Annotated in this window: 19 protein-coding genes; 9 read left to right on the forward strand and 10 right to left on the reverse strand. The window is 70.8% G+C overall.

The genetic code is table 11. The features are described from left to right. Positions 1-287: 287 nt before the first annotated feature. Entirely contained in the window at positions 288-1,523 is a 1,236-nt protein-coding gene (locus ABD481_RS44235; protein ID WP_344671931.1) for a C39 family peptidase, read from the reverse strand. A 666-nt stretch (positions 1,524-2,189) separates the two neighbouring features. Between ABD481_RS44235 and ABD481_RS44240 the strand changes: the two genes are divergently transcribed. Together ABD481_RS44240 and ABD481_RS44245 are read left to right on the forward strand one after the other, a co-directional pair. Next, positions 2,190-3,746, forward strand: a complete 1,557-nt coding sequence (locus tag ABD481_RS44240; RefSeq protein ID WP_344671932.1) for an N-acetylmuramoyl-L-alanine amidase — start codon at positions 2,190-2,192, stop codon at positions 3,744-3,746. A 248-nt stretch (positions 3,747-3,994) separates the two neighbouring features. Further along, positions 3,995-4,978 carry an aldo/keto reductase gene (locus ABD481_RS44245; protein ID WP_344671933.1) on the forward strand — a complete coding sequence of 328 codons (984 nt, stop codon included), beginning with the start codon at positions 3,995-3,997 and terminating at the stop codon, positions 4,976-4,978. Positions 4,979-5,124: 146 nt separating this feature from the next. Here the strand turns inward: ABD481_RS44245 and ABD481_RS44250 are convergent, their stop codons facing one another. Beyond that, positions 5,125-5,910, reverse strand: coding sequence for a TetR/AcrR family transcriptional regulator (locus tag ABD481_RS44250; RefSeq protein ID WP_344671934.1), 786 nt, complete (start codon positions 5,908-5,910; stop codon positions 5,125-5,127). A 51-nt stretch (positions 5,911-5,961) separates the two neighbouring features. Here ABD481_RS44250 and ABD481_RS44255 point away from each other — a divergent pair, with 51 nt between their 5' ends. Next, positions 5,962-7,404 (forward strand): MFS transporter, encoded by a 1,443-nt coding sequence (locus ABD481_RS44255; RefSeq protein WP_344671935.1) that lies wholly within the window; start codon positions 5,962-5,964, stop codon positions 7,402-7,404. Between the two features lie 75 nt (positions 7,405-7,479). On the opposite strand, the gene ABD481_RS44260 is transcribed toward ABD481_RS44255, so the two are convergent. Then, positions 7,480-8,067, reverse strand: coding sequence for a TetR/AcrR family transcriptional regulator (locus tag ABD481_RS44260; protein ID WP_344671936.1), 588 nt, complete (start codon positions 8,065-8,067; stop codon positions 7,480-7,482). Positions 8,068-8,191: 124 nt separating this feature from the next. Between ABD481_RS44260 and ABD481_RS44265 the strand changes: the two genes are divergently transcribed. From ABD481_RS44265 to ABD481_RS44285, 5 genes are all read left to right on the forward strand, one after another. Then, positions 8,192-9,367 (forward strand): FAD-dependent oxidoreductase, encoded by a 1,176-nt coding sequence (locus ABD481_RS44265; protein WP_344671937.1) that lies wholly within the window; start codon positions 8,192-8,194, stop codon positions 9,365-9,367. 122 nt (positions 9,368-9,489) lie between these two features. Continuing rightward, positions 9,490-11,313 carry a hypothetical protein gene (locus tag ABD481_RS44270; protein WP_344671938.1) on the forward strand — a complete coding sequence of 608 codons (1,824 nt, stop codon included), beginning with the start codon at positions 9,490-9,492 and terminating at the stop codon, positions 11,311-11,313. Positions 11,314-11,380: 67 nt separating this feature from the next. Continuing rightward, positions 11,381-14,905, forward strand: coding sequence for a methionine synthase (gene metH, locus ABD481_RS44275; RefSeq protein WP_344671939.1), 3,525 nt, complete (start codon positions 11,381-11,383; stop codon positions 14,903-14,905). Positions 14,906-14,999: 94 nt separating this feature from the next. Next, a complete protein-coding gene (locus ABD481_RS44280; protein ID WP_344671940.1) occupies positions 15,000-15,884 on the forward strand; it encodes a metallophosphoesterase family protein in 885 nt (294 codons plus the stop codon). Between the two features lie 107 nt (positions 15,885-15,991). Beyond that, complete coding sequence (locus ABD481_RS44285; RefSeq protein WP_344671941.1) at positions 15,992-16,453, forward strand: hypothetical protein; 462 nt, start codon at positions 15,992-15,994, stop codon at positions 16,451-16,453. Between the two features lie 49 nt (positions 16,454-16,502). On the opposite strand, the gene ABD481_RS44290 is transcribed toward ABD481_RS44285, so the two are convergent. After that, positions 16,503-17,747: an MFS transporter gene (locus tag ABD481_RS44290; RefSeq protein WP_344671942.1), complete on the reverse strand. Its 1,245-nt coding sequence runs from the start codon at positions 17,745-17,747 to the stop codon at positions 16,503-16,505. Between the two features lie 152 nt (positions 17,748-17,899). On the opposite strand from ABD481_RS44290, the gene ABD481_RS44295 reads away from it, so the two are divergent. After that, positions 17,900-18,796, forward strand: a complete 897-nt coding sequence (locus tag ABD481_RS44295; RefSeq protein WP_344671943.1) for an SAM-dependent methyltransferase — start codon at positions 17,900-17,902, stop codon at positions 18,794-18,796. A gap of 108 nt (positions 18,797-18,904) precedes the next feature. On the opposite strand, the gene ABD481_RS44300 is transcribed toward ABD481_RS44295, so the two are convergent. The 6 genes from ABD481_RS44300 to ABD481_RS44325 form a co-directional block, all read right to left on the reverse strand. Beyond that, positions 18,905-19,237, reverse strand: a complete 333-nt coding sequence (locus ABD481_RS44300; RefSeq protein WP_344671944.1) for a hypothetical protein — start codon at positions 19,235-19,237, stop codon at positions 18,905-18,907. Between the two features lie 79 nt (positions 19,238-19,316). Beyond that, complete coding sequence (locus ABD481_RS44305; RefSeq protein ID WP_344671953.1) at positions 19,317-20,174, reverse strand: aminoglycoside phosphotransferase family protein; 858 nt, start codon at positions 20,172-20,174, stop codon at positions 19,317-19,319. 253 nt (positions 20,175-20,427) lie between these two features. Continuing rightward, a complete protein-coding gene (locus ABD481_RS44310; RefSeq protein ID WP_344671945.1) occupies positions 20,428-21,543 on the reverse strand; it encodes an acyl-CoA dehydrogenase family protein in 1,116 nt (371 codons plus the stop codon). Between the two features lie 20 nt (positions 21,544-21,563). After that, positions 21,564-22,055: a hotdog family protein gene (locus ABD481_RS44315; RefSeq protein ID WP_344671946.1), complete on the reverse strand. Its 492-nt coding sequence runs from the start codon at positions 22,053-22,055 to the stop codon at positions 21,564-21,566. Continuing rightward, positions 22,052-22,621, reverse strand: coding sequence for an FAS1-like dehydratase domain-containing protein (locus tag ABD481_RS44320; protein ID WP_344671947.1), 570 nt, complete (start codon positions 22,619-22,621; stop codon positions 22,052-22,054). Before ABD481_RS44320 ends, ABD481_RS44315 begins: the two co-directional genes overlap by 4 nt. Further along, complete coding sequence (locus ABD481_RS44325; RefSeq protein WP_344671948.1) at positions 22,618-23,769, reverse strand: CaiB/BaiF CoA transferase family protein; 1,152 nt, start codon at positions 23,767-23,769, stop codon at positions 22,618-22,620. The genes ABD481_RS44320 and ABD481_RS44325 overlap by 4 nt, the downstream gene beginning before the upstream one ends.

Consider the following 23,769-nt stretch of genomic DNA (forward strand, 5'->3'; position numbering starts at 1 on the left):
CATCATGACTGACTGTCGCGTCGGCGGGCGTAGCCAATCGCGCCGCCCAGGCGGTGTCAAGGCTCGCATGAGCTGGGGCACAGGCCTGAAGGGTCGCCTTGATACCGCCTGGGCGGTGTGATTCCTTCAGGCGACGATGCGACGGAAAGGCCGGAACCGAAACCGGAACCACAGACCAAGGGCAAGGTAACCGCCCGACCCCACTCTTTCCAGAGCGAGGCCCTCCCCGGAGGGGCCGCCGGAGGCGCAGTTGACCTTGACTGGCCTTTGACCTTGGGTTTCACCCCTCACCAAACCCCACCATCAACACCCCCACCCACCGGCAACCCCACCCCATGCGGCTTAAAAACATAAGCCACCCCGCCCGACCCGAACCCCAAACTCCCATCCCCCCGCGTCCACTGCGTCCGCAACCAAATGTTCTCCAACTCCCGCCGCTGATAGACCCGCCTCACCGCACCATCCGACGGCGAGAACGGATCGTTCACGACAAAATCCCCACTCCCCGTGAACCCCACCACCACCATCAAATGCCCCGCCGTCCCATACCCCGCCCCCGTCAACTCCCCATCGTCGAACGCCACCGAGATCGCGACCGGAACCCCACCACTGATCAACGTCTCCAAATCATCAACCGAAGGCAGCTGCACCACCTCCGCGTCCAACCCATACTGCGACGCATACGCAGCGTTGAACGGCCAGTTGCCCGTCCCCTTATACGCATAGTCGTACGTCGACCGCGCGGCCTGATCCACACTCGGATCCGCATAACTCGGATTCACCCAGGCCATATCCGCCGCGCTCGGCCCGTACCCCCAAAACTCGCTGATCATCTCACTCGACGTCGGGCTGCACCACGCATCCCCACCCCCGCCGTACTGGCTGTACTGCCCGACATGAATCTGCTGCGACAACCGCGGAACCGCCAACTCCACACCCTCAGCCCCACCCAACGGACTCGCCGCCACCCCACTCCGCGCCGGAACCGCCGAAGCGAACGCCCCGACCTGCCACAACCGCGGCGTAACAGTCCCACCCGCCCCACTCCCCGACAGCCGATACAACGTCACACGCAGCTGATAGCTCCGCACCGTATGGCCATTCGCCGAGTTGAACGTATCCGTAGAGACACCCCCATACGCCCCCGCCGAAGGCGACAACGACGTCCGCGCGATATCCCCATCTCCAGAAGCCCAGTTACCCATATCCAGCCACCCAGTCTGGTGACCATCCTCCATCGCCGCGTTCAGCTCAACCTTCAACCACGTCCCCGCCGGCGTCTGCGCACTCCATGACGACACGACCTCAGTAGCCCCGAACCCCGGCACATACGACGGCGAAGTCCACGTGCTGTAGGCATACGTCTTGGTCGTATGCAGGTACGCGTCCTTATACCGAAGACTCCCCACAGTGTTCGAAATGACGATGCCCTGACGATCCCCATCCAGCGCCGTCACACCATTAACGGTTCCGGACTGGAAGTCAGCCTGAGTCGTCCACTTATGAAAGTTCACGTGTTCCACCGCAGCCGCCCCCGCCCTCGCCCCCGCCGCCGCAGCCGAACCCCCCACCCCCACCTCCACCACACCCAAAGCACCGACACACACCACACCCCACCACGCCTTCCAACCACCAACCCGACCCTCACGCATGACATCACCCTCCAAAACCTCAAAACACAAGACCAACCTGCCCGAACCACACTCCTTCCCCCCGCCCCGGAGCATGACAGCCACCCAACCACCCGTCAAGAATCATCATGGCTTCTTGTTGATTTCACGTGACAAACCGCCGTGTCGGCCCCACCATGACCGGTGGCGGATCCGGATTCTGATATAGGACGGTGAATGCGACACATGACATCACCTGCGACCAAAACGCCCCGCCGCCCCCATCCCCATCCCCATCCCCATCCCCATCCCTGCTCCCGCCCCCGCTCTCGCCGCCGCTGGCTGGCGACCATCTACGCCCTCCTCACCACCCTCAGCTTCGCCCTGGCAGCCCCTGCCCTTGCCGCACAAACAAAGACCCCCGCTTCCACCCCCACCCCCACCCCCATCACCACCGCATTCACAAAAGCCGCACACCAGTACAACATCCCCCCACAAATCCTAGAATCCCTCTGCTACCTCGAAGGCCGCCTCAGCGCCCACAACGGCCAACCCAGCATCGACAACGGCTACGGCTGCATGCACCTCGTCCAAGGCACCAAAGCCGACACCCTCGACCAAGCCGCCACCCTCACCGGCCTCAGCGCCTCCACCCTCCAACACGACACCGCCTCCAACATCCTCGGCGGCGCCGCCGTCCTCCGCGCCGAAGCGCTGAAGCTGAGCACCACCATCCCCGCGACCCTCCCCACCACCGTCTCCGGCTGGTACGCCCCGATCGCCGCCTACAGCCACGCCGGCTCCCGCCAAACCGCCGGCATGTACGCCGACGCCGCCTTCAAACTTCTCTCCACCGGTTTCTCCGCGACCGCCGACGACGGCGAGACCATCACCCTCGCCCCGCAGACTGTCGCCCCCGACAAGACCACACTCGCCGCGGTCCCCGTCAGCCCCACCGCCGTACCCGCCGGCTGCAAGAGCGACTCCAACGTCGACTACCCCGGCGCCATCGACTGCGTCGTTCCGGCCGCCACCTATGACTGCAACGTGACCTCGCCCTGCACGTACCAGAGTTCGACCCGCCCCTCCAGCTACGCGATGTACGCGGTGACCATCCACGACATCGAGGGCACCGCCCAGGACGCGCTGAGCACCTTCCAGGACCTGAACAGCGGCGTCAGCGTGCACTACGTCGTCGACTCCGACGGCACCGTCTACCAGGCGCTCCGCGAGAAGGACATCGCCTACCACGCGGGCAACTTCTACTACAACGAGCACGCCGTCGGCATCGAGCACGCGGGCGTCGACGCCACCGGCTACCAGTGGTACAACGCCACCGAGTACCTGGCCTCGGCCAAGCTCGTGGCCTATCTGCTGACCAAGTACAACATCCCCCTGGACCACGCCCACATCACCGCCCACGGCACCACTCCCGCCCCGACCACCGGCAGCGCGCCGAACCACGTCGACCCGGGCAAGTACTGGCTCTGGGACTACTACTTCGGCCTGATCCACGCGCAGGGCGTCGCCTACCCGACCGGCAACACCCCGGCCGCCGGACTGTTCCGGGTCAACCCGGCCAGCGACCAGGCGCCGCTGGGGCCCAACGGCACCGAGACCGCCGCCAACAACAGCTTCTTCACCCTCTACACCGGGCCCAGCACGGCCGATCCGGTGATCCCCGGCGCGTCCGGCACCGATCCCACCGACGAGACCACGAACATCGAGACCCAGATGCCGTACTACTACGTCGCCGAGAAGGCCGACGAGGCCGGCACCGGGATGCAGATGTACCAGATCTGGTACGGCGAGAACGACCGCTTGTCCGGGTCCTCGCCGAGCCAGTACGCCGACGCCAAGCTGGCGTGGGTGGCGATCCCGGCCGGGTCGGCGGTGCCGGTGCACTCCTACGTGCTGAGCCTCAAGCCGACCACGAAGAACGGGACCATCAAGATCTACGGCCGCCCGACCACCAGCGCCAGCTACGTCATCGGCACCGCCCCGACCGGTTCGCAGTGGGCCGCGCCGAAGTCGGTGTTCGAGGACGGGACCAGCAACCTGTGGTTCGCGATCGACTACAACCACCGCGAAGCGTGGGTTCCGACCACGGAGGCGACCGTCGTCGCGTGGTACTGATGGTGCCGATCATCTGGCCCTGGTTCCGCTTCGGCAGCCGATAGGCCCACTGGGGCGTCGCGCCGTGTCGCGGCGTCCCAGTCGCTTCATTAGGGTTTTGCACAGCGCAGCGGCACCTCACAGCGGCACCTCACAACTGCACTTCACCTCACAGCGGCACCCCACAACTGCACTTCACAGCACAGCGGCACCCCACAACCGCACTTCACAGCACAGCGGCACCGAACAGAACAGACTGGAGAGTCGCCATGGAACAGCGAGCCCTAGGACGCACCGGACGCAAGGTCGGCGTCGTCGGCCTGGGCGCCTGGCAGCTGGGCGCGGACTGGGGCGAGGTCGACGAGGGCCAGGCCCTGGCGGTGCTGGCCGCCGCCGTCGAGGCGGGCATCACCTTCATCGACACCGCCGACGTCTACGGCGACGGCCGCAGCGAGCAGCTCATCGGCCGCTTCCTCAAGAGCCACGGCGGCGACGGCATCACCGTCGCGACCAAGATGGGCCGCCGCGTGCCGCAGGACCCGGCCGAGTACACCCTGGAGCACTTCCGGGCCTGGACCGACCGGTCCCGCACGAACCTCGGCGTCGAGCGCCTCGACCTGGTGCAGCTGCACTGCCCGCCGACCCCGGTCTACTCCGACGACGCCGTCTTCGACGCCCTGGACACCCTGGTCGCCGAGGAGCGCATCGCCGCCTACGGCGTCAGCGTGGAGACCCGGGCCGAGGCCCTGACCGCGATCGCCCGGCCCGGGGTGGCCAGCGTGCAGTTGATCCTCAACATGCTGAGGCTCGGGCCGCTCGACGAGGTCCTGCCCGCCGCCCAGCGGGCCGGGGTGGGCATCATCGCCCGCGTGCCGCTGGCCAGCGGTCTGCTGTCCGGCCGGTACGACGAGCACACCACCTTCGCCCCGGACGACCACCGCACCTACAACCGCTCCGGCGAGGCGTTCGACGTCGGCGAGACCTTCTCCGGCGTGCCGTTCGAGACCGGGCTTGAGGCGGTGCGCCGCCTGCGGCCGCTGGTGCCCGAGGACGAGACGATGGCGCAGTTCGCGCTGCGCTGGATCATCGACCAGCCCGGAGTCTCCGTGGTCATCCCGGGCGCGCGCAACGCCGGCCAGGCCCGCGGCAACGCCGCCGCGGCCGAGGTCGCGCCGCTGAGCGAGGAGGCGCTGGCCGGGGTCCGCGAGGTCTACGACGAGCTGATCGCGCCGCATGTCGCCGATCGCTGGTGACCTTGCTCTTTCGGAACGGCCCGGCGCTCGATGGCCGGGCCAGTTCTATTCAAGGCAGAACCCTCAAGACGACCTCTCAAGGCTGACTTCTCAAGGCCGACTTCTCAAAGCTGCCGCTTCAAAACTCTCGCCTCAGAACTCTCACCTCAAAGCCCTGGCTTCGAACCCCTCGCCTCAAGGCTCTCGATCAGCAGCCCCAACGCGAAGTCGAACCGCTCATGCCCACGGCCTGAGGTCAGCTCCACCGCATACCGTCTGGTCTGCGGGAACTCGGCCTCCGGCAGCGCACTGAATCGCCGCACCAACTCCTCCTGCGACAGCACCCACGACGCGCCTTCTCCTCGGCCCTGTTCCTTCTCCTCCTCTTTCCCCTCCTTCTCCTCTCTCCGCCTCTGCTGCACCATCGACGCCTCCAGCGCATAGCCGGCGACATACAGAAACAGCGCGTCGATCGCCCACGCCGCCGTCCGCGGCTCGATCCCGCCCGCCAGCAGGATCGCGAAGATCCCCTCGTTGACCCTCAGCGTGTCGAGGTTGGTCGGGACCATCGCCAGCGCCGCCCGCGAGACGCCCGGGTACTCCAGGTACCGGTCCCGGATCTGCGCGCACACGTTGCGGATCTGCTCCTGCCAGCGTGCCGGATCGGGCTCCGGCAGCGTGATCCGCGCGCACAAGCGGCCGATCAGCAGGTCGTCGATGTCGGCCTTGTTGACGATGTGCGCGTAGAGCGAGGACGGCCCGGTGCCCAGCACGTTCGCCACCCGGCGGATGGTCAGCGCGTCGTACCCCTCGGTGGCCACCACCTGGAGTGCCGCGTCGGTGATGCGCTCGACCGTGATCGGGGCTTTGCGCGCCGCCCGCTGTGCGGACCCATCAGCACCAACCGGCGGAGCATGCCGCGCCGCGCGCCGCTGCTGGGGATCAAGAGCCATGCCCTCATCCTAGCTTGACGCGAACTAAGTTCGCCGCGTAGAACTTAGTTCGTGACTACAGAACTAAGTTCGTTCGCCCCGGCCCGCCCGGTCTCACCCCCGCTCAAGCAGGCCTGGCTGGTCCTGGCCGTCGTCTTCGTCGCCGACGTCATGGACATCCTCGACTCCACCGTCGCCACCATCGCCGGCCCCGCCATCCGCGCCGACCTCGGCGGGAGCGAGGTGACGCTGCAATGGGTCCTGTCCGCCTACACCGCCACCTTCGCCCTCGGCCTGGTGACCTCCGGCCGCCTCGGCGACCTGCTCGGACGCCGCCGTCTGTTCCTCCTCGGCATGGCCGGCTTCACGCTGGCCTCCCTGGCCTGCGGCCTGGCCCCCGGCGTGCCGTGGCTGATCGCGGCGCGGATCGCGCAGGGCCTGTGCGGATCGGTGATGATCCCGCAAGGCTTTGCCCTGGTGAAGGTCGTCTTCCCTCCCGACCAGCTGCGCAAGGCCCTCATACCGTTCGGTCCGGTCATGGGCCTGGCCACCGTCGCCGGGCCGATCCTGGCCGGCTGGCTGCTGCACCTGGACCTGTTCGGCAGCCAGTGGCGCTCGATCTTCCTGATCAACGTCCCGATCGGCGTCGCGGCCTGGTTCCTGGCGCGGCGGGTCCTTCCCCGCCGCAGTGGCGAGGACGCCGCTGCCCGCCTCGACCTCGGCGGCGTCGCGCTGCTGACCGTGGCCTCGGGTCTGCTGATCGTCCCGCTGGTCGAGGGCCGCGACTACGGCTGGCCGCTGTGGACGTACCTGATGATGGCCGGTTCGGTCGTCGCCCTCGCGCTGTTCGTGCGCTCCGAGCGCCGCAGCCCGCATCCGGTGATCACGCCCTCGTTGTTCCGCAAGCGCAGCTTCGTGGTCGGCCTCGTGATCGTCGCCGCCTTCTACGCCGCGCTCGCCGGCTTCCAGCTCTCCCTCAACCTGATGCTCCAGCTCGGCCTGCACTGGACGGCGCTGCACACCGCGCTGACGCTGATCCCGTGGGCCGTCGGCAGCGCGCTCGGCGTGGGCCTGGCCGGCGGCGTGCTCGCTGCACGGCTCGGTCGCGCCACGCTGCACCTCGGTCTCGGCCTGGCCGTTCTCGGGCTGGTGGTCCTGTGGTGGACGATCGCCCGGCACCACGCGGTCCCTACCTCCTGGACGTTGGCTCCGGCGCTGGCGGTCGTCGGCCTCGGCACCGGCCTGGTGTTCGTGCCGATCTTCGACTTCGTGCTCGGCGACGCCACGGTCGCCGAAGTCGGCACCGGATCCGGCATGCTCAACGCCGCTCAGCAGTTCTCCAACGCCATCGGTGTCGCGGCGCTCGGGACGCTGTTCTTCGCTCGGGTCAACGCCGGCGGTGCCTCGGCCTTCCTCGCCGCCGGGCAGGTGGTCACGCTCGTGACCGCCGCGCTCTACGTGATCACGTTCTTCCTGGTCGGCCTGCTCCCCAAGCATTCCCAGCAAGGGCACTGACCCACATCGGCCGCCGCCGACCCACGGTCACCCCGGCGACGCGCCCCACCCGCTGATCCACCTGTCAACGCACCGTCACCCCAACGACCCGATCCCCGCCACCATCGTCCGGGCCAAAGCCCCCGCCGTGGCCGCGTCCACTGCTCCGGCCTGCCCCGTGACCAGCGTGAACAGCGCTCCGCCGAACAACGTGATCAGGGTCGCCACATCCTCGCGCGAGGTTCCCAGTCCCAGCGCCTGATGCTGCGCATGGGTGAAGTCCACGGCCGCGTCCCGCATGGTGTCCAACGTCCGCTGCAACGGCGGACGGCGTACCGCCTCCAGCGTCAGCTCGTAGATCGCCAGGTAGCGATCGCGATGCAGCTTCGCCGAGAACTCCAGCGACATCGCCATCAGCCCGATCAGGCCCTCGCGGTCGATCGGCCCCGCGATCAAGCCGTGCGCGGCGGCCATGTCCTCCTCGTGCAACTCCAGCACCCGCTCGGCGGCCGCGGACAGCAGCGCGTCGCGACTGGCGAAGTAGTTCGAGGCGGTCCCGGCGGGCAGTTCGGCGGCGGCGTCCACGGCCCGGTGGCTGAAGCCGTGCAGGCCGGAGGCGGCCAGGACGCGGAGCGCGCCGTCGGCCAGGGCGCGGCGTCGGGCCAGGTTGGGAGGGGGTGCCACCCCGGAAGGATAGCGGAGCGGCGATAGTACTATCGTCGTTGTGGTATCGAGCCGGCGACGGCCCGAACTCTGAGCTCAGCACCCTGAACCCAACACACTGGACTCAGTACCTTGAGGAGGCACCATGCGCATCCTGATAGCCGGCGCCGGGATCGGCGGCCTTGCCGCAGCCCGGGCCCTGATCGCCGACGGCCACGAGGTGAGCGTCTACGAGCGCGCCGACGAGCTGCGGACCAGCGGCTCGGCCCTGACGCTGTGGAGCAACGGCACCGCGGTCCTGCACGCGCTCGGCGTGCCGCGCGAGGGCCTCGGCGCTCCGCTGGACGTGCTGGCGGTCCAGCGCGGCCGCGACGGCCGGCAACTGATGGCGGTGGACGTGGCCCGCGCCGCCGCCCGCTACGGGCACCCGCACCTGTCGATGCCCCGCAGGGACCTGATACACCGACTGGCCGAAGGGCTCCCGCCCGGCACTGTGCACTTCGGCAAGCAGGTGATCGGCGTGGTCGGAAGCGAGGTGGGCGGCCAGCCCCTCGCCTTCTCCTTCGCCGACGGCACTACTACTGCGACCGCCCTCACCCCCGACCTCCTCATCGGCGCCGACGGCCACCGCTCCGCCGTCCGTGCCCACGTCCGCGCCCACCTCCCCGGCGCCGATCCGACCCGGCCCACCGGCTGGGCCACCTTCCAGGGCCTGACCCCCGTCGACATCCCCACCACCCACTCCCGCCGCGGCCTGATGGTCATCGGCCGTGAAGGCATGTGCGGGTTGCTCCCGGCCGGCGGCGGCCTGCTCCAGTGGTGGTTCGACCTGCGTTGGGATCCCGAGGCGCCGCAACCAGCCTCGGCTGTGGCGTTGCTCAAGGAGCGCTTCGGGCATTGGGCCTCCCCGGTCGTCGAGACCCTCGCCGCCGCCGACGACGCCGACATCGAGTACTTCTCCCACCGCCGCCAGAAGGTCTCCCGGGGCTGGAGCCGGGGCCCGGTGACAGTGCTCGGCGACGCCGCCCACACCATGCCCCCGACCGTCGCCCAAGGCGCCAACCAGGCGTTGGAGGACGCGTGGGCGCTAGCTCGGGCCCTGCGCCGGCATCCCTCCGATGTGGCCGCCGCGCTGGCCGACTACGAGCGTTCACGGTTCAAGGGTGCTCGGCTGACCGCTCGGGTCGCCGGCTCGGAGCTCACCGACAAATACCTGCCGACGCCCTCACTGCTCACGCCGAACGGCCTCGTCACGCGCATGTACACGCGATGGCTGCGCTCGGTGAGCACCATTCTTTCCGCCGATCCTTCCGCCGACTGATTCCAATACTGTGAAAATTCTTCCCCCTCCCGGCCGGCCCACTGCGGGGTGAAGCGCTGTAGCCTCGTTCGGAATCGCAAGCGGGGTCGGCTCCAGGGGCCGGCTCACGGGGGAGGTACGGGATGGAGCCGCCGGTGTCGCCCGCGTGGGCGACGCACAGTTCCACGGTGCGCGACGCGGCGGCGCTCGACCCCGCACCCGGCCCGGCCCGGGTCCTGCGGCTGCTCGACGCCGCCCGGCCCGCCGACGTCGCCGACGTGCTCGGCGCGCTGACCCCGGAGGCGCTCGCCGAGGCGGTCGCCTCGATCCCGTTGCCGCTGGCGCCGGCCGTGATCGCGGCCATGCTGGGCGCACCGCCGTCGCCGGCCCGCGACGAGCTGGCCTGCCGGCTGGTGCAGCAGCCCGAGAGTGTGCCGATCCGCACGCGCGCGCTGCCGGAGTTCCTGCGCGCGATGGAGGACGCCGCCGCCGACGACTACCGCGACGTCTCGGTCTCGCGCCTTCGCCTCCTGGCCCTGGAGGCGCTGCGGGCCGGGACGCTGACCGCCGAGCAAGTGCTCGAACACGCCCGCCCGGCTGTGCTCGCCGTGACGCTCGGCGTGTGCACGCCCGAGGAGTACGTGTGGCCCGGAGCCCGGCGCGCCACCGGCGACGTCCGGGTACTGCTTCGCGACGGCCTGGCGGCGGCGCTGGGCGAGGACGACGACCGCTGGTCGGCGGTGATCGAGGCGAGCGGCAGCTTCGACGGGACGTTCGCGGAGTTGCTGCTCGAAGCGGGCCAGGCGAACCACGCGGACCAAACATCTCCCCACACCCACGAACCCCCCGGCGGCTTCCGCCGCTTCTTCTGCTCCCCGCGCACCCACCACAACCCCCTGAACCTCCTCCTCGGCCTCGCCCCGCGCGCCGTCGCCGAGCGGTACCTCAACACCCTCCACGACGCCCCAGCCGCCTCCGGCCCCCTCCGCGCCGAACCGTCCAGCCCGGCCCAGCACCGCTGGGGCTGGATGCTCACCAACGGACCGCTCACCCGCCCCCTGGTCGACCACGTCCTGGCCCACGGCGTCGTCGGCCAGCGCCGCTGGCTCGCCCGCAACGAACTGCTCCCGGACTCGGCGCTGGAGCACATCGGCTCCGGCTATGCGCAGGAAGTGCTGCTGCGCAAAGTGGCTCCGCCCCGGTTCCGGCGCCGCGCGTTCAGTGCCTTCGAGCACGATCCGCAGCTGGTCCGCACCTGGGCCCAGAACCTGGCCGGCGAGCGCCGCGACCAACTGCTCGACCTGGTGTGGGAGCTCACCGACGACGCGGTGACGCTGCGGCAGACCGTGGCCGCGATCACCGGCCGCGTCGACGAGCCGGCGCTGCTGTGCGCCTACGGGGCGCTGGCCTTCGCGGCCGGCCCGGAACCGGTGTGGGCGCTGGAGCTGCAACGGGTCGGCAGCCTGGAGCAGGCGCTGCCGGAGGTGCGCGCCTCGCTGCTCACCGGCACCGCCGATCCGCTGATCGAGGCCGCCCGGCAGGTGCCGCGCCGGCACTGGTTGGACACGGTCGCCGACGAGGACCACCGCTACCAGGCGCTGCGCAGCGACGCCGAACTCGACCGCACCGGCCACTTCCCCCGCGAGGCGCTGGTCGCCGCCCACCTCGACGGCCGCCCGGACCGGTGGCGCGAAGTGGCGCGGCGCCTGGCGGCCGGGACCGCCGCGCCGGTGGAGGCGGTGATCCGGGACGTGGTGGCAAGGGATTCGCAGACGGCTCCCCTCCGCCCCCCGACACCTTCCCTTGAGCCGTCGCCTGAGCATCTTCCGGAGCCCTCCGCACCCCCTGTCCCGACCCCCGCCGCGGCCCCGCTCGAGCCCGCCGACCTCGGCCGGAACCATATCGGCCCGGCGCTGGTGTGCCGCACCGTCCGAGCGCCACTCCGTGGACACTCCAAGATCCGGTAAGCCCCCCGGACTAGAATCGGTCGGGATTGGTCACGCAAGAGCAGCCGCTCACCCCGGAGGAACCCTCATGGCCTCGACCGCCTCGTCGTCCGCGCATGCCGCAAACACCCGGTCCGCAGCACTGCGTGAAGCCCTCCGCACGAGGGTGGTGGTGGCCGACGGGGCCATGGGCACGATGCTCCAGGCGCAGGATCCGACGCTGGACGACTTCCAGGGCCACGAGGGCTGCAACGAGATCCTCAACCTCTCCCGCCCCGACATCGTCCGCGCGGTGCACGAGGAGTACTTCCGCGCCGGCGTGGACTGCGTGGAGACCAACACCTTCGGCGCCAACCACACCAACCTCGGCGACTACGGCATCTCCGACCGCATCTTCGAGCTCTCCGAGGCCGGCGCCCGGCTGGCCCGCGAGGTCGCCGACGGCTTCAGCACCCCGGACAAGCCGCGCTGGGTGATCGGCTCCATCGGCCCCGGCACCAAGCTGCCCTCGCTCGGCCAGATCACCTACGCCACCCTGCGCGACGCCTACGAGGCCGAGGCCGCCGGGCTGATCGCCGGCGGCGCCGACGCGCTGCTGGTGGAGACCAGCCAGGACCTGCTGCAGATCAAGGCCGCCGTGCTCGGGGCGCGGGCCGCGGCGCGCGCCGCCGGCGTGGACGTCCCGGTGTGGGCGCAGGCCGCGTTCGAGACCACCGGCACGATGCTGCTCGGCTCGGAGATCGGCGCGGCGCTGACCGCGCTGGAGCCGCTGGGCATCGAGCGGATCGGGCTGAACTGCTCGACCGGTCCGGCCGAGATGAGCGAGCACATGCGGTACCTGTCCAAGCACTCCGCCATCGGCCTGTCCTGCATGCCGAACGCCGGTCTGCCGGTCCTGACCTCGAACGGCGCGCACTACCCGCTGGGCCCGGAGGAGTTCGCCGACTGGCAGGAGCGGTTCGTCACCGAGTACGGCCTGTCGCTGGTCGGCGGCTGCTGCGGCACCACGCCCGAGCACCTGCGGCAGCTGGTGGAGCGAGTCGGCGGGCGCGAGGTGGCGCCGCGGGCGCCGCGCCGCGAGGCCGGGGCGTCGTCGCTGTACCAGCACGTGCCGTTCCGGCAGGACATCAGCTACCTGGCGATCGGGGAGCGGGCCAACACCAACGGCTCCAAGGCGTTCCGCGAGGCGCTGCTGGCCGAGAACTGGGACGCCTGCGTGGAGATCGCGCGCAACCAGATCCGCGACGGCGCCCACCTGCTCGACCTGTGCGTGGACTACGTGGGCCGCGACGGCGTCACCGACATGCGGGAGGTGGCCAGCCGGTTCGCCACCGCCTCCACGCTGCCGATCGTGCTGGACTCCACCGAGCCGGAGGTGCTGCGCGCCGGCCTGGAGACGCTGGGCGGCCGGGCCGTCATCAACTCCGTGAACTACGAGGACGGCGACGCCCCCGACTCCCGCTTCGCGCGGATCATGCAGCTGGTCTCCTCGCACGGCGCCGGCGTCATCGCGCTCACCATCGACGAGCAGGGCCAGGCCCGCACCGCCGAGCACAAGGTCGCGATCGCCGAGCGGCTGATCGCCGACATCACCGGGAACTGGGGCGTGCCGGAGGACTCGATCCTCGTGGACTGTCTGACGTTCACGATCTGTACCGGGCAGGAGGAGTCGCGGCGCGACGGCCTGGAGACCATCGAGGGCATCCGCGAGCTGAAGCGGCGCCACCCGGACGTGCAGACCACGCTGGGCCTGTCCAACATCTCCTTCGGCCTGAACCCGGCCGCGCGGCAGGTGCTGAACTCGGTGTTCCTGCACGAGTGCGTGGAGGCCGGGCTGGACTCGGCCATCGTGCACGCCTCCAAGATCCTGCCGATCGCCCGGATCCCCGAGGAGCAGCGCAAGGTCGCCCTGGACCTGGTCTACGACCGCCGCGCCGAGGGCTACGACCCGCTGACCCGGCTGCTGGAGCTGTTCGACGGCGTCGACGCCGCCTCGCTGAAGGCCTCGCGCGCCGACGAGCTGGCGGCGCTGCCGCTGGAGGAGCGGCTCAAGCGGCGCATCATCGACGGCGAGCGCAAGGGCCTGGAGCCGGACCTGGACGAGGCGCTGGCCGTCCGGCCGGCGCTGCAGATCGTCAACGAGGTGCTGCTGGACGGCATGAAGACGGTCGGCGAGCTGTTCGGCTCCGGGGAGATGCAGCTGCCGTTCGTGCTCCAGAGCGCCGAGACGATGAAGACGGCGGTGGCCCACCTGGAGCCGCACATGGAGAAGTCCGACTCCACCGGCAAGGGCACGATCGTGCTGGCCACGGTGAAGGGCGACGTCCACGACATCGGCAAGAACCTGGTCGACATCATCCTGTCGAACAACGGCTACACCGTGGTCAACCTCGGCATCAAGCAGCCGCTGCAGACCATCCTGGACGCCGCCGACGAGCACGGCGCGGACGCCATCGGCATGTCCGGCCTGCTGGTGAAGTCCACGGTGGTGATGAAGGAGAACCTCGAGGAGATGAACAACCGCGGGGTGGCCTCCCGCTGGCCGGTGCTGCTCGGCGGTGCCGCGCTGACCCGCGCCTACGTCGAGCAGGACCTGGCCGAGCTGTACCAGGGCGAGGTGCGCTACGCCCGCGACGCGTTCGAGGGGCTGCACCTGATGGACGCGGTCGCCGCGGTCAAGGCCGGGGTGCCGGGCGCGGCGCTGCCGGCGCTGCGGCCCCGGCGGGTGAAGGCGAGCGGGCCGCTGCGCGAGGTCCCGCAGGAGCCGATCCCGGACCGCTCCGACGTCGCCGTCGACAACCCGATCCCGGCGCCGCCGTTCTGGGGCGACCGCCTGGTGAAGGGGATCCGGCTGGCCGAGTACGCGCCCTACCTGGACGAGCGGGCGCTGTTCCTCGGGCAGTGGGGCCTGAAGCCGGGGCGCGGCGCCGGCGGCCGCACCTACGAGGAACTGGTCGAGGAGGAGGGCCGTCCGCGCCTGCGGATGTGGCTGGAGCGCCTCCAGACCGAGAACCTGCTGGAGGCGGCGGTGGTCTACGGCTACTTCCCGGCCGTCAGCAAGGGCGACAGCCTGCTGATCCTGGACGACGCGACCGGCTCCGGCTCGCAGCACGAGCGGATGAGCTTCACCTTCCCGCGCCAGCGCCGCGACCGCCACCTGTGCCTGGCCGACTTCTGGCGCCCGCAGGACTCCGGGGAGGTCGACGTGGCGCCGTTCCAGCTGGTGACGGTCGGCGCCCGGATCGCCGAGGCCACCGCCGAGCTGTTCGCCGCCAACTCCTACCGCGAGTACATGGAGCTGCACGGGCTGTCGGTCCAGCTGGCCGAGGCGCTCGCCGAGTACTGGCACGCCCGGGTGCGCGACGAGCTCGGCTTCGCCGGCGAGGACCCGGCGTCGGTGGACGGGCTGTTCAAGGTGGAGTACCGCGGGTGCCGCTACTCGTTCGGGTACCCGGCGTGCCCGGACCTGGAGGACCGGGCGAAGATCGTGGAGCTGCTCAAGCCCGAGCGGATCGGCGTGCGGCTGTCCGAGGAGTACCAGCTGCACCCGGAGCAGTCGACGGACGCGATCGTGGCGCACCACCCGGAGGCTTCGTACTTCAACGCCGGGTGAATCCGGGCTCTGATAGCGCGTCCAGGGCGCAGGCGATGCTTGCATAGGGGATCGGGCATGAACATGTCCGAACCCCTATCAAGGAGAGTCTGTAATGAAAGTTGCCTTCATAGGCGACGTCCACGGGTGCGTGCTGCACGCGCTCGGCAGTGTCCTGATGCTTCAGCAGCGCCGGGGCGTCCGGCTGGACGCCGTCGTCCAGGTCGGGGACCTCGGCGCCTATCCGAGCGCCGACCGGTTCGACGGCCCCAGCCGGCGGTTCATTCTCGACAGCCCGTCGCAGGGCGATTTCTTCCGGCTGCTCGACCCGACGCCGGAGCTGGCGGCGAGCGTGCGCGGCGCGCTGGAGCAGATGCCGCCGGTGCTGTTCGTGGCGGGCAACCACGAGGACCACGAGTGGCTCGCGTCGCTGCACGCGGCGTCGGCCGGCGCCGGGGTTGTGGCGGTGGACCCGCTGGGCGCGTTCCACCACGTCGAGTGCGGCCGCGTGGTGGACGTCGCCGGTCTGCGCACGGCCTTCCTCGGGCTGATGGAGGCGCCGGGCAAGATGGACCTCGACGAGGCCGCCTACGCCGCCCTGCTCGCCGCCGAGCCCGGCAGCGTCGATCTGCTGATCACCCACGAGGGGCCCTACGGCATGTCCCGCGGCTTCCGCGGGGAGGTCCAGGGCTCGCCGAAGCTGACCCGGCTGATCGAGCACCTCCAGCCGCCGCTGCACATCAGCGGCCACGTCCACCACGAGAACGGGCCGCGGTACTACGGCTCGACCGTCTCCTACACGCTCGCGCAGCTCGTCGGGCCGAAGTCCACCCGGTACAAGCCCGAGGGCGTCAACCCGGAGCAGCGGGTCACGGACGGCAGCGTCGGGCTGCTCGACACCGAGACCCGAGCCTTCGAGTACCTGCACGACGCCTGGCTGGCCGAGGTCCACGGCGACGACGTCGATCTGGCCGGGATCGTGGCGGCCGGCGCGGTGTGAAGGTTAGCGCTCCGTTAGCAGCTGGTGATCGCGGCTTGTCACGATGAGGACGAACCGCGATCGCGACGCGTCGGGCAAGCGATCGCAAGACACCGGGGAGAACCATCATGACCAGGACCTTGCGTCGCGCCCTCGTGGGCGTGCTGAGCACCAGCGCCCTGCTGGCCGGCCTGACGGTCGGCGCCGCCGGCCAGGCCTCGGCGGACGTCGCCGACATCTCGCACATGGCCAAGGGCGAGACCTTGTGGGGCGGCGAGTACATCGCCCGCTGGGTGTCCAACAACGGCAACGACTACTTGGACAGCTTCGAAATGCAGTACGACGGCAACCTGGTGCTGTACCGCATCGGCCCCTACGGCTGGAAGCAGCCCTGCTGGGCCACCGGCACCAACGGCTCCGGCGCGACCCACGTCACCTACCAGAGCGACGGCAACCTGGTCCTCTACACCAACAGCGGCCGCGCCGTGTGGGCCAGCGACTCCCAGTGGGGGGCCGGCTCGACCGTCGACATCAACTGGCGCGGGATCGTGTACGTCGGGGTCAAGCCGATCACGGGCACCTGCAACTGACGGACGGCCGACGCGTGACGGGTGTGCGGCTGACGCGCACCCGATCCGGTCAGCCCTCGTTGGCGAGCGCCTCGGCCCCGGCCGCCGTCGACAGGCCGATCTGTTCGGCGTCCAGGCCGGAGGCCGCTCCGGCCCCGCCGACCGCCGCCGGCGCGTTCCGGCCCAGCAGGCCGCCGCCGAGCGCGACCAGCCCGGCCAGCACCGCGACCGCGCAGAACGCGACGCGCAGCGACGTGAGGTTGGCGATGCCGCCGATCATGCCGGGCGCGGCCATCCCGGCCCCGTACGCGATGGTCGCCACGCCGGCCACTCCCAGGGTCGGGTTGGGCCCGGCGTGCCCGGCGGCGGCGAAGGCCAGCGGGACCACGACGCTCACGCCGATACCGATCAGCATGAACCCGACGATCGCCGGCGCCGGGGACTGCGCGACGACCACCAGCACGCCGCCGAGGGCCCCCAGGACGCCGCAGGCCCGGACCGTGGTGGCGGCGCCCAGCCGGCCCACCACCGCGTCGCCGGACAGCCGCCCGGCGGCCATCGTGAAGGCGAACATGCCGGTGGTGAAGGCCGCCTCGGCCTCGTCGCCGTGCAGCGTGCGGTGCATGTACACCGAGCTCCAGTCCTGGGCCGCGACCTCGGCGTAGATGCCGCAGAAGCCGACCAGGCCGATCAACAGGATCACGCCGCGCGGGACCACGAACAGCGGGACGTCCTCGGTCTTCTCCTCGGCCAGGCCGACGTCGGCCGCCGTGGTGCCGAAGCCGTGGGTGGCCCAGAGCGTCACCACCGCGATCACCGCGGCCGCCACCGCGAAGTGCACGCGCGCGCTGACGTGCTGGTGCGCCGCCAGCGAACCGGCCAGCGCGGCGATCAGCACGCCGGTGCTCCAGCTGCCGTGCAGGCCGGACATGATCGAGCGGCCCAGCCGCTTCTCGACCAGGATGCCCTGGGCGTTCATCGCCATGTCGGAGGTGCCGCCGACGGCGCCGAGCAGCGTGGTCGCGACGGCCAGGGCGGGCAGGCTCGGCATCCAGGAGGCGGCCAGCACCACCAGGGTGAACGCGCAGATCAGGGTGCGGGCCACCAGCTTGGTGCCGACCCGGGCCACCAGGCGGCCGGCGAACGGCATCGCGCTGATCGCGCCGATCGAGGTCATCAGCAGCGCCACGCCCAGGCTGCCCGCCGACAGGTGCAGATGGTCGGACAGCCACGGCAGCCGGGAGGCGAAGGTGCCCGAGCTCGCCCCGTGCGCGGCGAACACGGCGGCCACCGAGCGTCGTTCCTTGTCCCACATGGGTGTCCGCCCGCTCCTCGCCGTGCACTGCTTCTTACCGGCATAGATCATATCGTCAGTGGAAGTGCTCTAGACCACAGCCTGAGTTTGGCTATCCTGGGGCCTTCGAGCGCTGACAATCCGGCCCAGGGCCCGACCCGTCAGGAGGGTGCATGGCCGATCACGACGGACTGAGCCCGCTGCCGCCGCTGTTCGACGCCGCCGCCGGCCGGCGACCGCCCCAGGTCGACGCCGACGCCCCGCACATCGCCCGGGTCTACGACTACCTGCTCGGCGGCAAGGACCACTTCCGCGCCGACCGGAAGGCCGCCGAGCTCATCCAGCGCGCCAACCCCTACATCCGCGACGCCTGCCGCCAGCAGCGCGAGTTCCTGCGGCGCGCGATCCGCCACCTGTCCGCCGCCGGCCTGCACCAGTTCGTCGACATCGGCACCGGCCTGCCCACCGTCCCGACCGCCCACCAGATAGCGCGCGCCGTCGACCCCGGGGCCCGGGTCGCCTACGTCGACAACGACCCGGTGGTGCTGTCCCATGTCCAAGTGCTGCTCAGCGACGGCACGGCCGGCACCGCGTTCGTCGAGGGCGACTTCCGCACCCCCGAGGCCCTGCTCGCCGATCCGGGGCTGCGCACGCTCATCGACCTTGAGGAACCGGTCGCGATCCTGGTCACCGGCCTGCTGCACTTCCTGCCCGACCACGAGGCCCCGGCCCGCCACCTGAAGACGCTGATGGACGCCTGCCCGCCGGGCAGCCACCTGGTCCTCACCCACGGCACCGCCGACCTGGCCGGGGATCTGGCGCGCGGCACCGCCGCGGCCTACCGCCAGTCGGCGATCCCGTGCCGCCTGCGCGACGGCCAAGAGGTGCTGGAGCTGCTGGGGGAGCTGGAGCCGATCGCGCCGGGGCTGGTGCCGATGGCGGAGTGGCGGCCGGACGCGGCGGTGACGCGGACGGTGCGGGAACGGCAGATCGCGTACGGGGTCGTGGGGCGGAAGGGCGGGGGGCGGCCGGTCGGGGGTCGGCAGGCAGCGGGGCGGACGAAAGGGTAGGGGGCGGCGTCAGCGGTCGGCCGTCCCAGCCGCCAGCGGTCAGCGGTCAGCCGTCCTTGCCGGCCGTCAGCCGGAGGTCAGCTGTCCTCGTCGGCCGTGAGCCGGAGGTCAGCTGTCCTTGCCGCGCAGCTCGGCGTCGAAGCGTTCCTGCTCGGCCTGCTTCCGGGCCCTGGCGAGGGCGCTGGTGTTGATCCGCGGATCGTGCTTGTCGAAGACGGCTTTGGTGTCGTCCCCGCTGACGAGCAGCGGGACCTTCGCGCCGATCGCGGGCAGGATGACGGCGTTGGAGGTCTGCTTGACCTTCAGCCGGACCGCCTCGCCCGCGGCGTTCTTGAACTCGACGACGCACTCGTGCAGGTGCGGCGCCCCCGGCTGGGAGACGCGGAAGATCCGGGTGTCGACCAGCCGTCCGTCCACCCGACGCCAGCTGCGATGGAACATGCGCTCACGGTAGGAAGCGGGCTTCGGAGAGTCAACGGTGGGAGGGGCGGAATCGGGAAAACACCGACCGGCGGCGGAGTCAGCCGGCGATCGCCGCCCGGATCTGCCGGGTCGTGACCGCCTCCACCCACGGGTTCACGGCGGCGTAGGAGACGTAGGCGTTCAGGCCGCCGACCAGGGCCCAACCGCGTCCGCGTGCCCACGTGGCGTCGTCGACCCCGAGCGCCGAGCGGTAGACCTCGCGGGTCTTCGTGCCGAGCAGGGTGAAGGCGATCATCGTGTCCGGCGCCGGATCGCCGACGGCGAGTTCGCCGAAGTCCAGGACGGCCGCGACCCGGCCGGCGCGGGTCAGGATGTTCCCGGTGTGGAAGTCGCCGTGGACCCATACCGGCGGACGGTCCCAGGCCGGGGCGGCCAGGGCCGCGTCCCAGACCTCTGTCATGGCTGTCGCGTCGAAGGTGCCGGCGGTGCGGACGATGGCCGCGCGGGTGTCGGCGTTGCGGGCGGCCAGTTGGGTTCCGCCCCGCACGTCCGGGTCGTCCTCGGCGCCGTCGATCGCGCAGCGCTGCAACGCTGTCACGAACTCCGCCAGCGTCTGCGCGCACTCCACGGAGTCGGCGAGGGTATCGGCGGTTGCCGGTTCGCCGGGCATCCAGCGGTGCACGGCCCAGGACCAGGGGTACCCGAGTCCCGGCGTCCCGACCGCCTCCGGCAGCGGCGTCTCCAACGGGAGCTGTGGCGCCAACCGAGGCAGCCAGGCCGCCTCCTTGCGTGCTTGCCGCATCGCCCCGGCATGCCGAGGAAGGCGCACGGTCAGCTCGGTGCCCAGACGGAAGATCGCATGATCCGAGCCGCCTGGGACGACCGGAGTCAGCGGCAGCGCCGACCACTGCGGGAACTGGGAGTCGATCAGGCGGCGGGCCACGTCCTCGGTCACGACGGGCCGGAGGCTGGCGGCTTCGGCTTGGGCTTGGGCTTGGGCTTCGGCGGTACCGGCGGCATCGGCGGCATCGGCGGCACAGGCGGCGTCCGCGGCATCGGCGGCACCGGCGTTTCCATCGGCATCGTCGCAGCCGGCGTCAGCGGTCTGGTTCTGAGCCACAGCGCGATTCTCGTTTCGACGTCAGCGGGTTCGGATCGGCGTCCATCCCAGCCGCTCCGGACCCGAGCTGTCGAACGATTTCCACCGCCTACGCGGCGTCGAGCACCTGCGCCGCGATCAGCTCCTCCAGATAGCGCGGATCCCACCACGTCATCTGCCACTGCTTCGCCCGCCGGAAGTACAGCTGCGTGTCGAACTCCACGGTGAACCCGTTGCCGCCGAAGATCTGCTGCGCCTTCGCCGTCACGTCCCGGAACGTGTCGCCGGCGAACAGCTTCGCCATCGGCGCGAGCTTCGCCGTCGACCGTCCCGCGTCCCGGGCCCACGCGGCCTCCCACACCAGCGTCTCCGCACCGTCGACCGTGGTGACGGCGTCGGCGAGGTAGTGCGCGATGGCCTGGAACGCGCCGAGCGGCTTGTCGAACTGATGCCGGGTCAGGGCGTAGTCGACGGTGAACTCCAGCGTGCGCCGCGCCGCCCCGACCGCTTGGGCCGCCGCCAGCACGATCGCGTCGTGCATCACCTGGTCCCAGAGCTGCCAACCGCCCCGGATGACAGAGTCCTCGGGTACGAAGACGTTGTCGAAGTCGACCCGGAACTGGGTGTCCGACGCGATGGTGAGCTGCTGCGTCAGGCTCACGCCGTCGGCAGCCGGATCCACCAGCAGGAAGACGATGTCGGTCGTGGCCTCGTCGCGCGCCAGGACCAGAATCCGCTCCGCGCTGCGGGCATAGGGGACATGTCGTTTGGCGCCGCTGAGGCGATAGCCGCCCACAGGTACAGCCTTGGCCCGCACTCCCTTCGGCCCCCACCCCCGATCCGGCTCCAGCCATGCGACGGTGAACACCCCGGCCCCCGAAGCGATCCGCGGCAGCCACCGCTCCCGCTGCTCCGCGCTCCCGGCCGCGGCGATCACCTGTCCGGCCAGCACCGTGCCCACGAAGTGCGGCGACGGCACCAGCGCGCGCCCGAACTCCGCATACACCACCGCCGCGTCCAGCAGGGTCATGTCGGTGCCGCCGTGCTCCTCCGGCAACCGCATCCCGTGCAGCCCGAGCTGTCCGGCCTGCTTCCAGAAGTCCTCCGGATACCGTTCGGGATCGTTCTCCAGGGCGCGCACCACGTCCAGCGGCACATGCTTGGCGCACAGGTCCCGCACCGTGTCCCGCAGCAGCCGCTGCTCGTCGCTGAAGTCGAGGTCCATCTCGGGGCTTCCCTGTCTCGCTAGGGGTGCCAGCGCTCGCCGCGCCGGGTCCACGGGTTGTCGTCGGGGGAGACCGGGATCGCGATCCGCGCGGTGCACCCGGTCTTGGACACGCCGCCGACGGCCAGGTCGAGCTCGATGTCGGCCCAGCCGCAGCCGGTGTCGTCGACCGCCACGCCGGACACCGTGCCGGCGATCTCCATCAGGTCGCCGGGGAACACCGAGTCCTTCATCCGGAAGCGCATGCGGCCCGGGCGCCCGTGCGGGCCGGTCCAGTCGGTGAGGCAGCGCTCGAACCAGGCGGCCTGGTTCGGGGTGTTCAGGAAGATGTCGCGCACCCCGTTCCGGGTGACGGCGAAGTCATGGTCGTGGTGCATCGGGCGCCAGTCCCGGGTGGCCAGGGCGCCGAGGACCACGGTGGTCGCGGACACCGGGTGGCGCAGGACCGGCAGCAGGTCGCCGGCGGAGACCTGGTCCAGGGTCAGCCGGGGCTTCGTCGGGTCGGGCGTCATGCGGCGGGCTCCTCACGGCGGTAGCCGAACCCGGTGTAGGACTCCACGCCGCACAGGTCGCCGCGCGCGTTGCGGTATTCGACGTCGATGGTCCAGAACCGGCCGCGGCCCAGCTTCGTGGTCTTCACCGGGCTGATCGAGCGCAGGCGCTGGCAGGTGGTGAGGACGTCCCCGGGCCGGACCGGCTCGTGGAAGACCGTGGTGAACTCCGCGATGATCGCCTCCGGCAGCTCCAACCGGGCTTTGAGGTCGAAGTGGGTTTGCAGCGGCAGCTTCGGCGCGTCGCGACCGGGGGCCCAGTGGTGCGGCCGGAACCAGGTCGAGAGCATCGACGGGGGCGTGACCGGGCCGCCGGTGATCTCCACGGCGGTGGTGTCGTCCCAGTAGAGGGGGTTGCCGTTCTCGACCGAGGCGCAGGAGGTCCAGACGTAGCCGCGTTCGACCGGGAAGTCGGCGGTCTCCTCGTGGCGGGTCTGGTCGATCAGGGCGGTGATGTCGGCGGGGAGGTCGGTGGGGGGTTCGGTGGGGGGTTCGGTGGGGAGGCCAGCGCTGTTGTTGTCAGTCATGCCACGGTGCCTTCCTCCAGGAGTTCCTCGATCTCGGCCGCGGTGAAGCCCGATTCCCGCAGCACCTCGGCGCTGTGGGTGCCGGCCGGCAGGCGGACGGGCGGTTCGGGGCGGAGCATCCCGGCCAGCAGGGGCGCGCTCTGGCGCAGGTCGCCGTGCTCGGGGTGGACCGCGTCCACGAACGCGCCGCGCGAGACGTAGCCGGGGTCCTCGACGGTCTCGGCGACGGTGAGGATCGGCGCGACGCAGGTGTTCGAGCCGGACAGGATACTGGTCCAGGTGTCACGGTCCTTGGCGGCCAGGGCCTCGGTGATGTCGGCGCGGATCCGGTCCTGGACGGCGTCGTCGGTCTGGTGCGCGATCCACTGCTCCAGGCCGAGGAGGCGGCAGAAGTTCGCCCAGAACTTCGGTTCGATCGCGGCTACCGCGAGCCATCGGCCGTCGGCCGCGGGGTAGGTGGCGTAGCAGGCGTAGCGGCCCGACGTCATCGAATGCTGATAACCGGGTTCGCGGCCAGTGGCGAGGTATTCGTCGACGGCCAGGGACATCAGCGACAGCACGCCGTCGGCGACGGAGACGTCCAGGTACGCGCCCTCGCCCTTGACCAGTGCGGCGAGGATGGCGATCACCGCGTGCATGCCGCCGCCGGCGCTGTCGGCCAGCGTCGCGCCGGGCAGCGCCGGGTTGCCGCGCGCCCCCGGCTCGCCGACCGCGAGGTAGCCGCCGACCGCGAGGTAGTCCAGGTCGTGGCCGGCCCACTGGGAGTAAGGCCCCTGCTGGCCGAATCCGGTGGTCGAGCAGTACACGATCCTGGCGTTGCGGTCGCGGACCGCTTCGTAGCCGACGCCGAGGCGATCGACCACGCCGGGGCGGAAGGACTCGATCACGACGTCGGCGTGCTCGGCCAGGCGCAGGAAGGTTTCGCGGCCGCGGTCGGTCTTCAGGTCCAGCAGGGCGCGGCGCATGCCGCGGTGGCCGCTGTAGGCGTGGAACACCGGGGTGATCTGTACGGCGCCGCGCGCTGGGACCGCGCCGATGGTGATGATGTCGGCGCCGTAGTCGGACAGCCAGCGGGCGGCGCGCGCGGCCGGGCCGACGCTGGCCAGATTCAGCACTCTGACACCGGACAGCAGGGCGGGACCGGCCAT

Origin of the sequence: Catenulispora yoronensis (genome assembly GCF_039531695.1) — a bacterium.
Classification (GTDB): Bacteria; Actinomycetota; Actinomycetes; order Streptomycetales; family Catenulisporaceae; genus Catenulispora; species Catenulispora yoronensis.

Excerpts from the sequence above, each read along its gene's own strand:
- ABD481_RS44240 (WP_344671932.1), top strand. The coding sequence starts at position 2,190 with ATGCACCTCGTCCAAGGCACCAAAGCCGACACCCTCGACCAAGCCGCC.
- ABD481_RS44245 (WP_344671933.1), top strand. The coding sequence starts at position 3,995 with ATGGAACAGCGAGCCCTAGGACGCACCGGACGCAAGGTCGGCGTCGTC.
- ABD481_RS44320 (WP_344671947.1), bottom strand. The coding sequence starts at position 22,621 with ATGACTGACAACAACAGCGCTGGCCTCCCCACCGAACCCCCCACCGAA.
- ABD481_RS44325 (WP_344671948.1), bottom strand. The coding sequence starts at position 23,769 with ATGGCCGGTCCCGCCCTGCTGTCCGGTGTCAGAGTGCTGAATCTGGCC.
- ABD481_RS44290 (WP_344671942.1), bottom strand. The coding sequence starts at position 17,747 with ATGTGGGACAAGGAACGACGCTCGGTGGCCGCCGTGTTCGCCGCGCAC.
- ABD481_RS44315 (WP_344671946.1), bottom strand. The coding sequence starts at position 22,055 with ATGACGCCCGACCCGACGAAGCCCCGGCTGACCCTGGACCAGGTCTCC.
- ABD481_RS44265 (WP_344671937.1), top strand. The coding sequence starts at position 8,192 with ATGCGCATCCTGATAGCCGGCGCCGGGATCGGCGGCCTTGCCGCAGCC.
- ABD481_RS44310 (WP_344671945.1), bottom strand. The coding sequence starts at position 21,543 with ATGGACCTCGACTTCAGCGACGAGCAGCGGCTGCTGCGGGACACGGTG.
- ABD481_RS44250 (WP_344671934.1), bottom strand. The coding sequence starts at position 5,910 with ATGGCTCTTGATCCCCAGCAGCGGCGCGCGGCGCGGCATGCTCCGCCG.
- ABD481_RS44270 (WP_344671938.1), top strand. The coding sequence starts at position 9,490 with ATGGAGCCGCCGGTGTCGCCCGCGTGGGCGACGCACAGTTCCACGGTG.
- ABD481_RS44280 (WP_344671940.1), top strand. The coding sequence starts at position 15,000 with ATGAAAGTTGCCTTCATAGGCGACGTCCACGGGTGCGTGCTGCACGCG.
- ABD481_RS44300 (WP_344671944.1), bottom strand. The coding sequence starts at position 19,237 with ATGTTCCATCGCAGCTGGCGTCGGGTGGACGGACGGCTGGTCGACACC.
- metH (WP_344671939.1), top strand. The coding sequence starts at position 11,381 with ATGGCCTCGACCGCCTCGTCGTCCGCGCATGCCGCAAACACCCGGTCC.
- ABD481_RS44295 (WP_344671943.1), top strand. The coding sequence starts at position 17,900 with ATGGCCGATCACGACGGACTGAGCCCGCTGCCGCCGCTGTTCGACGCC.
- ABD481_RS44285 (WP_344671941.1), top strand. The coding sequence starts at position 15,992 with ATGACCAGGACCTTGCGTCGCGCCCTCGTGGGCGTGCTGAGCACCAGC.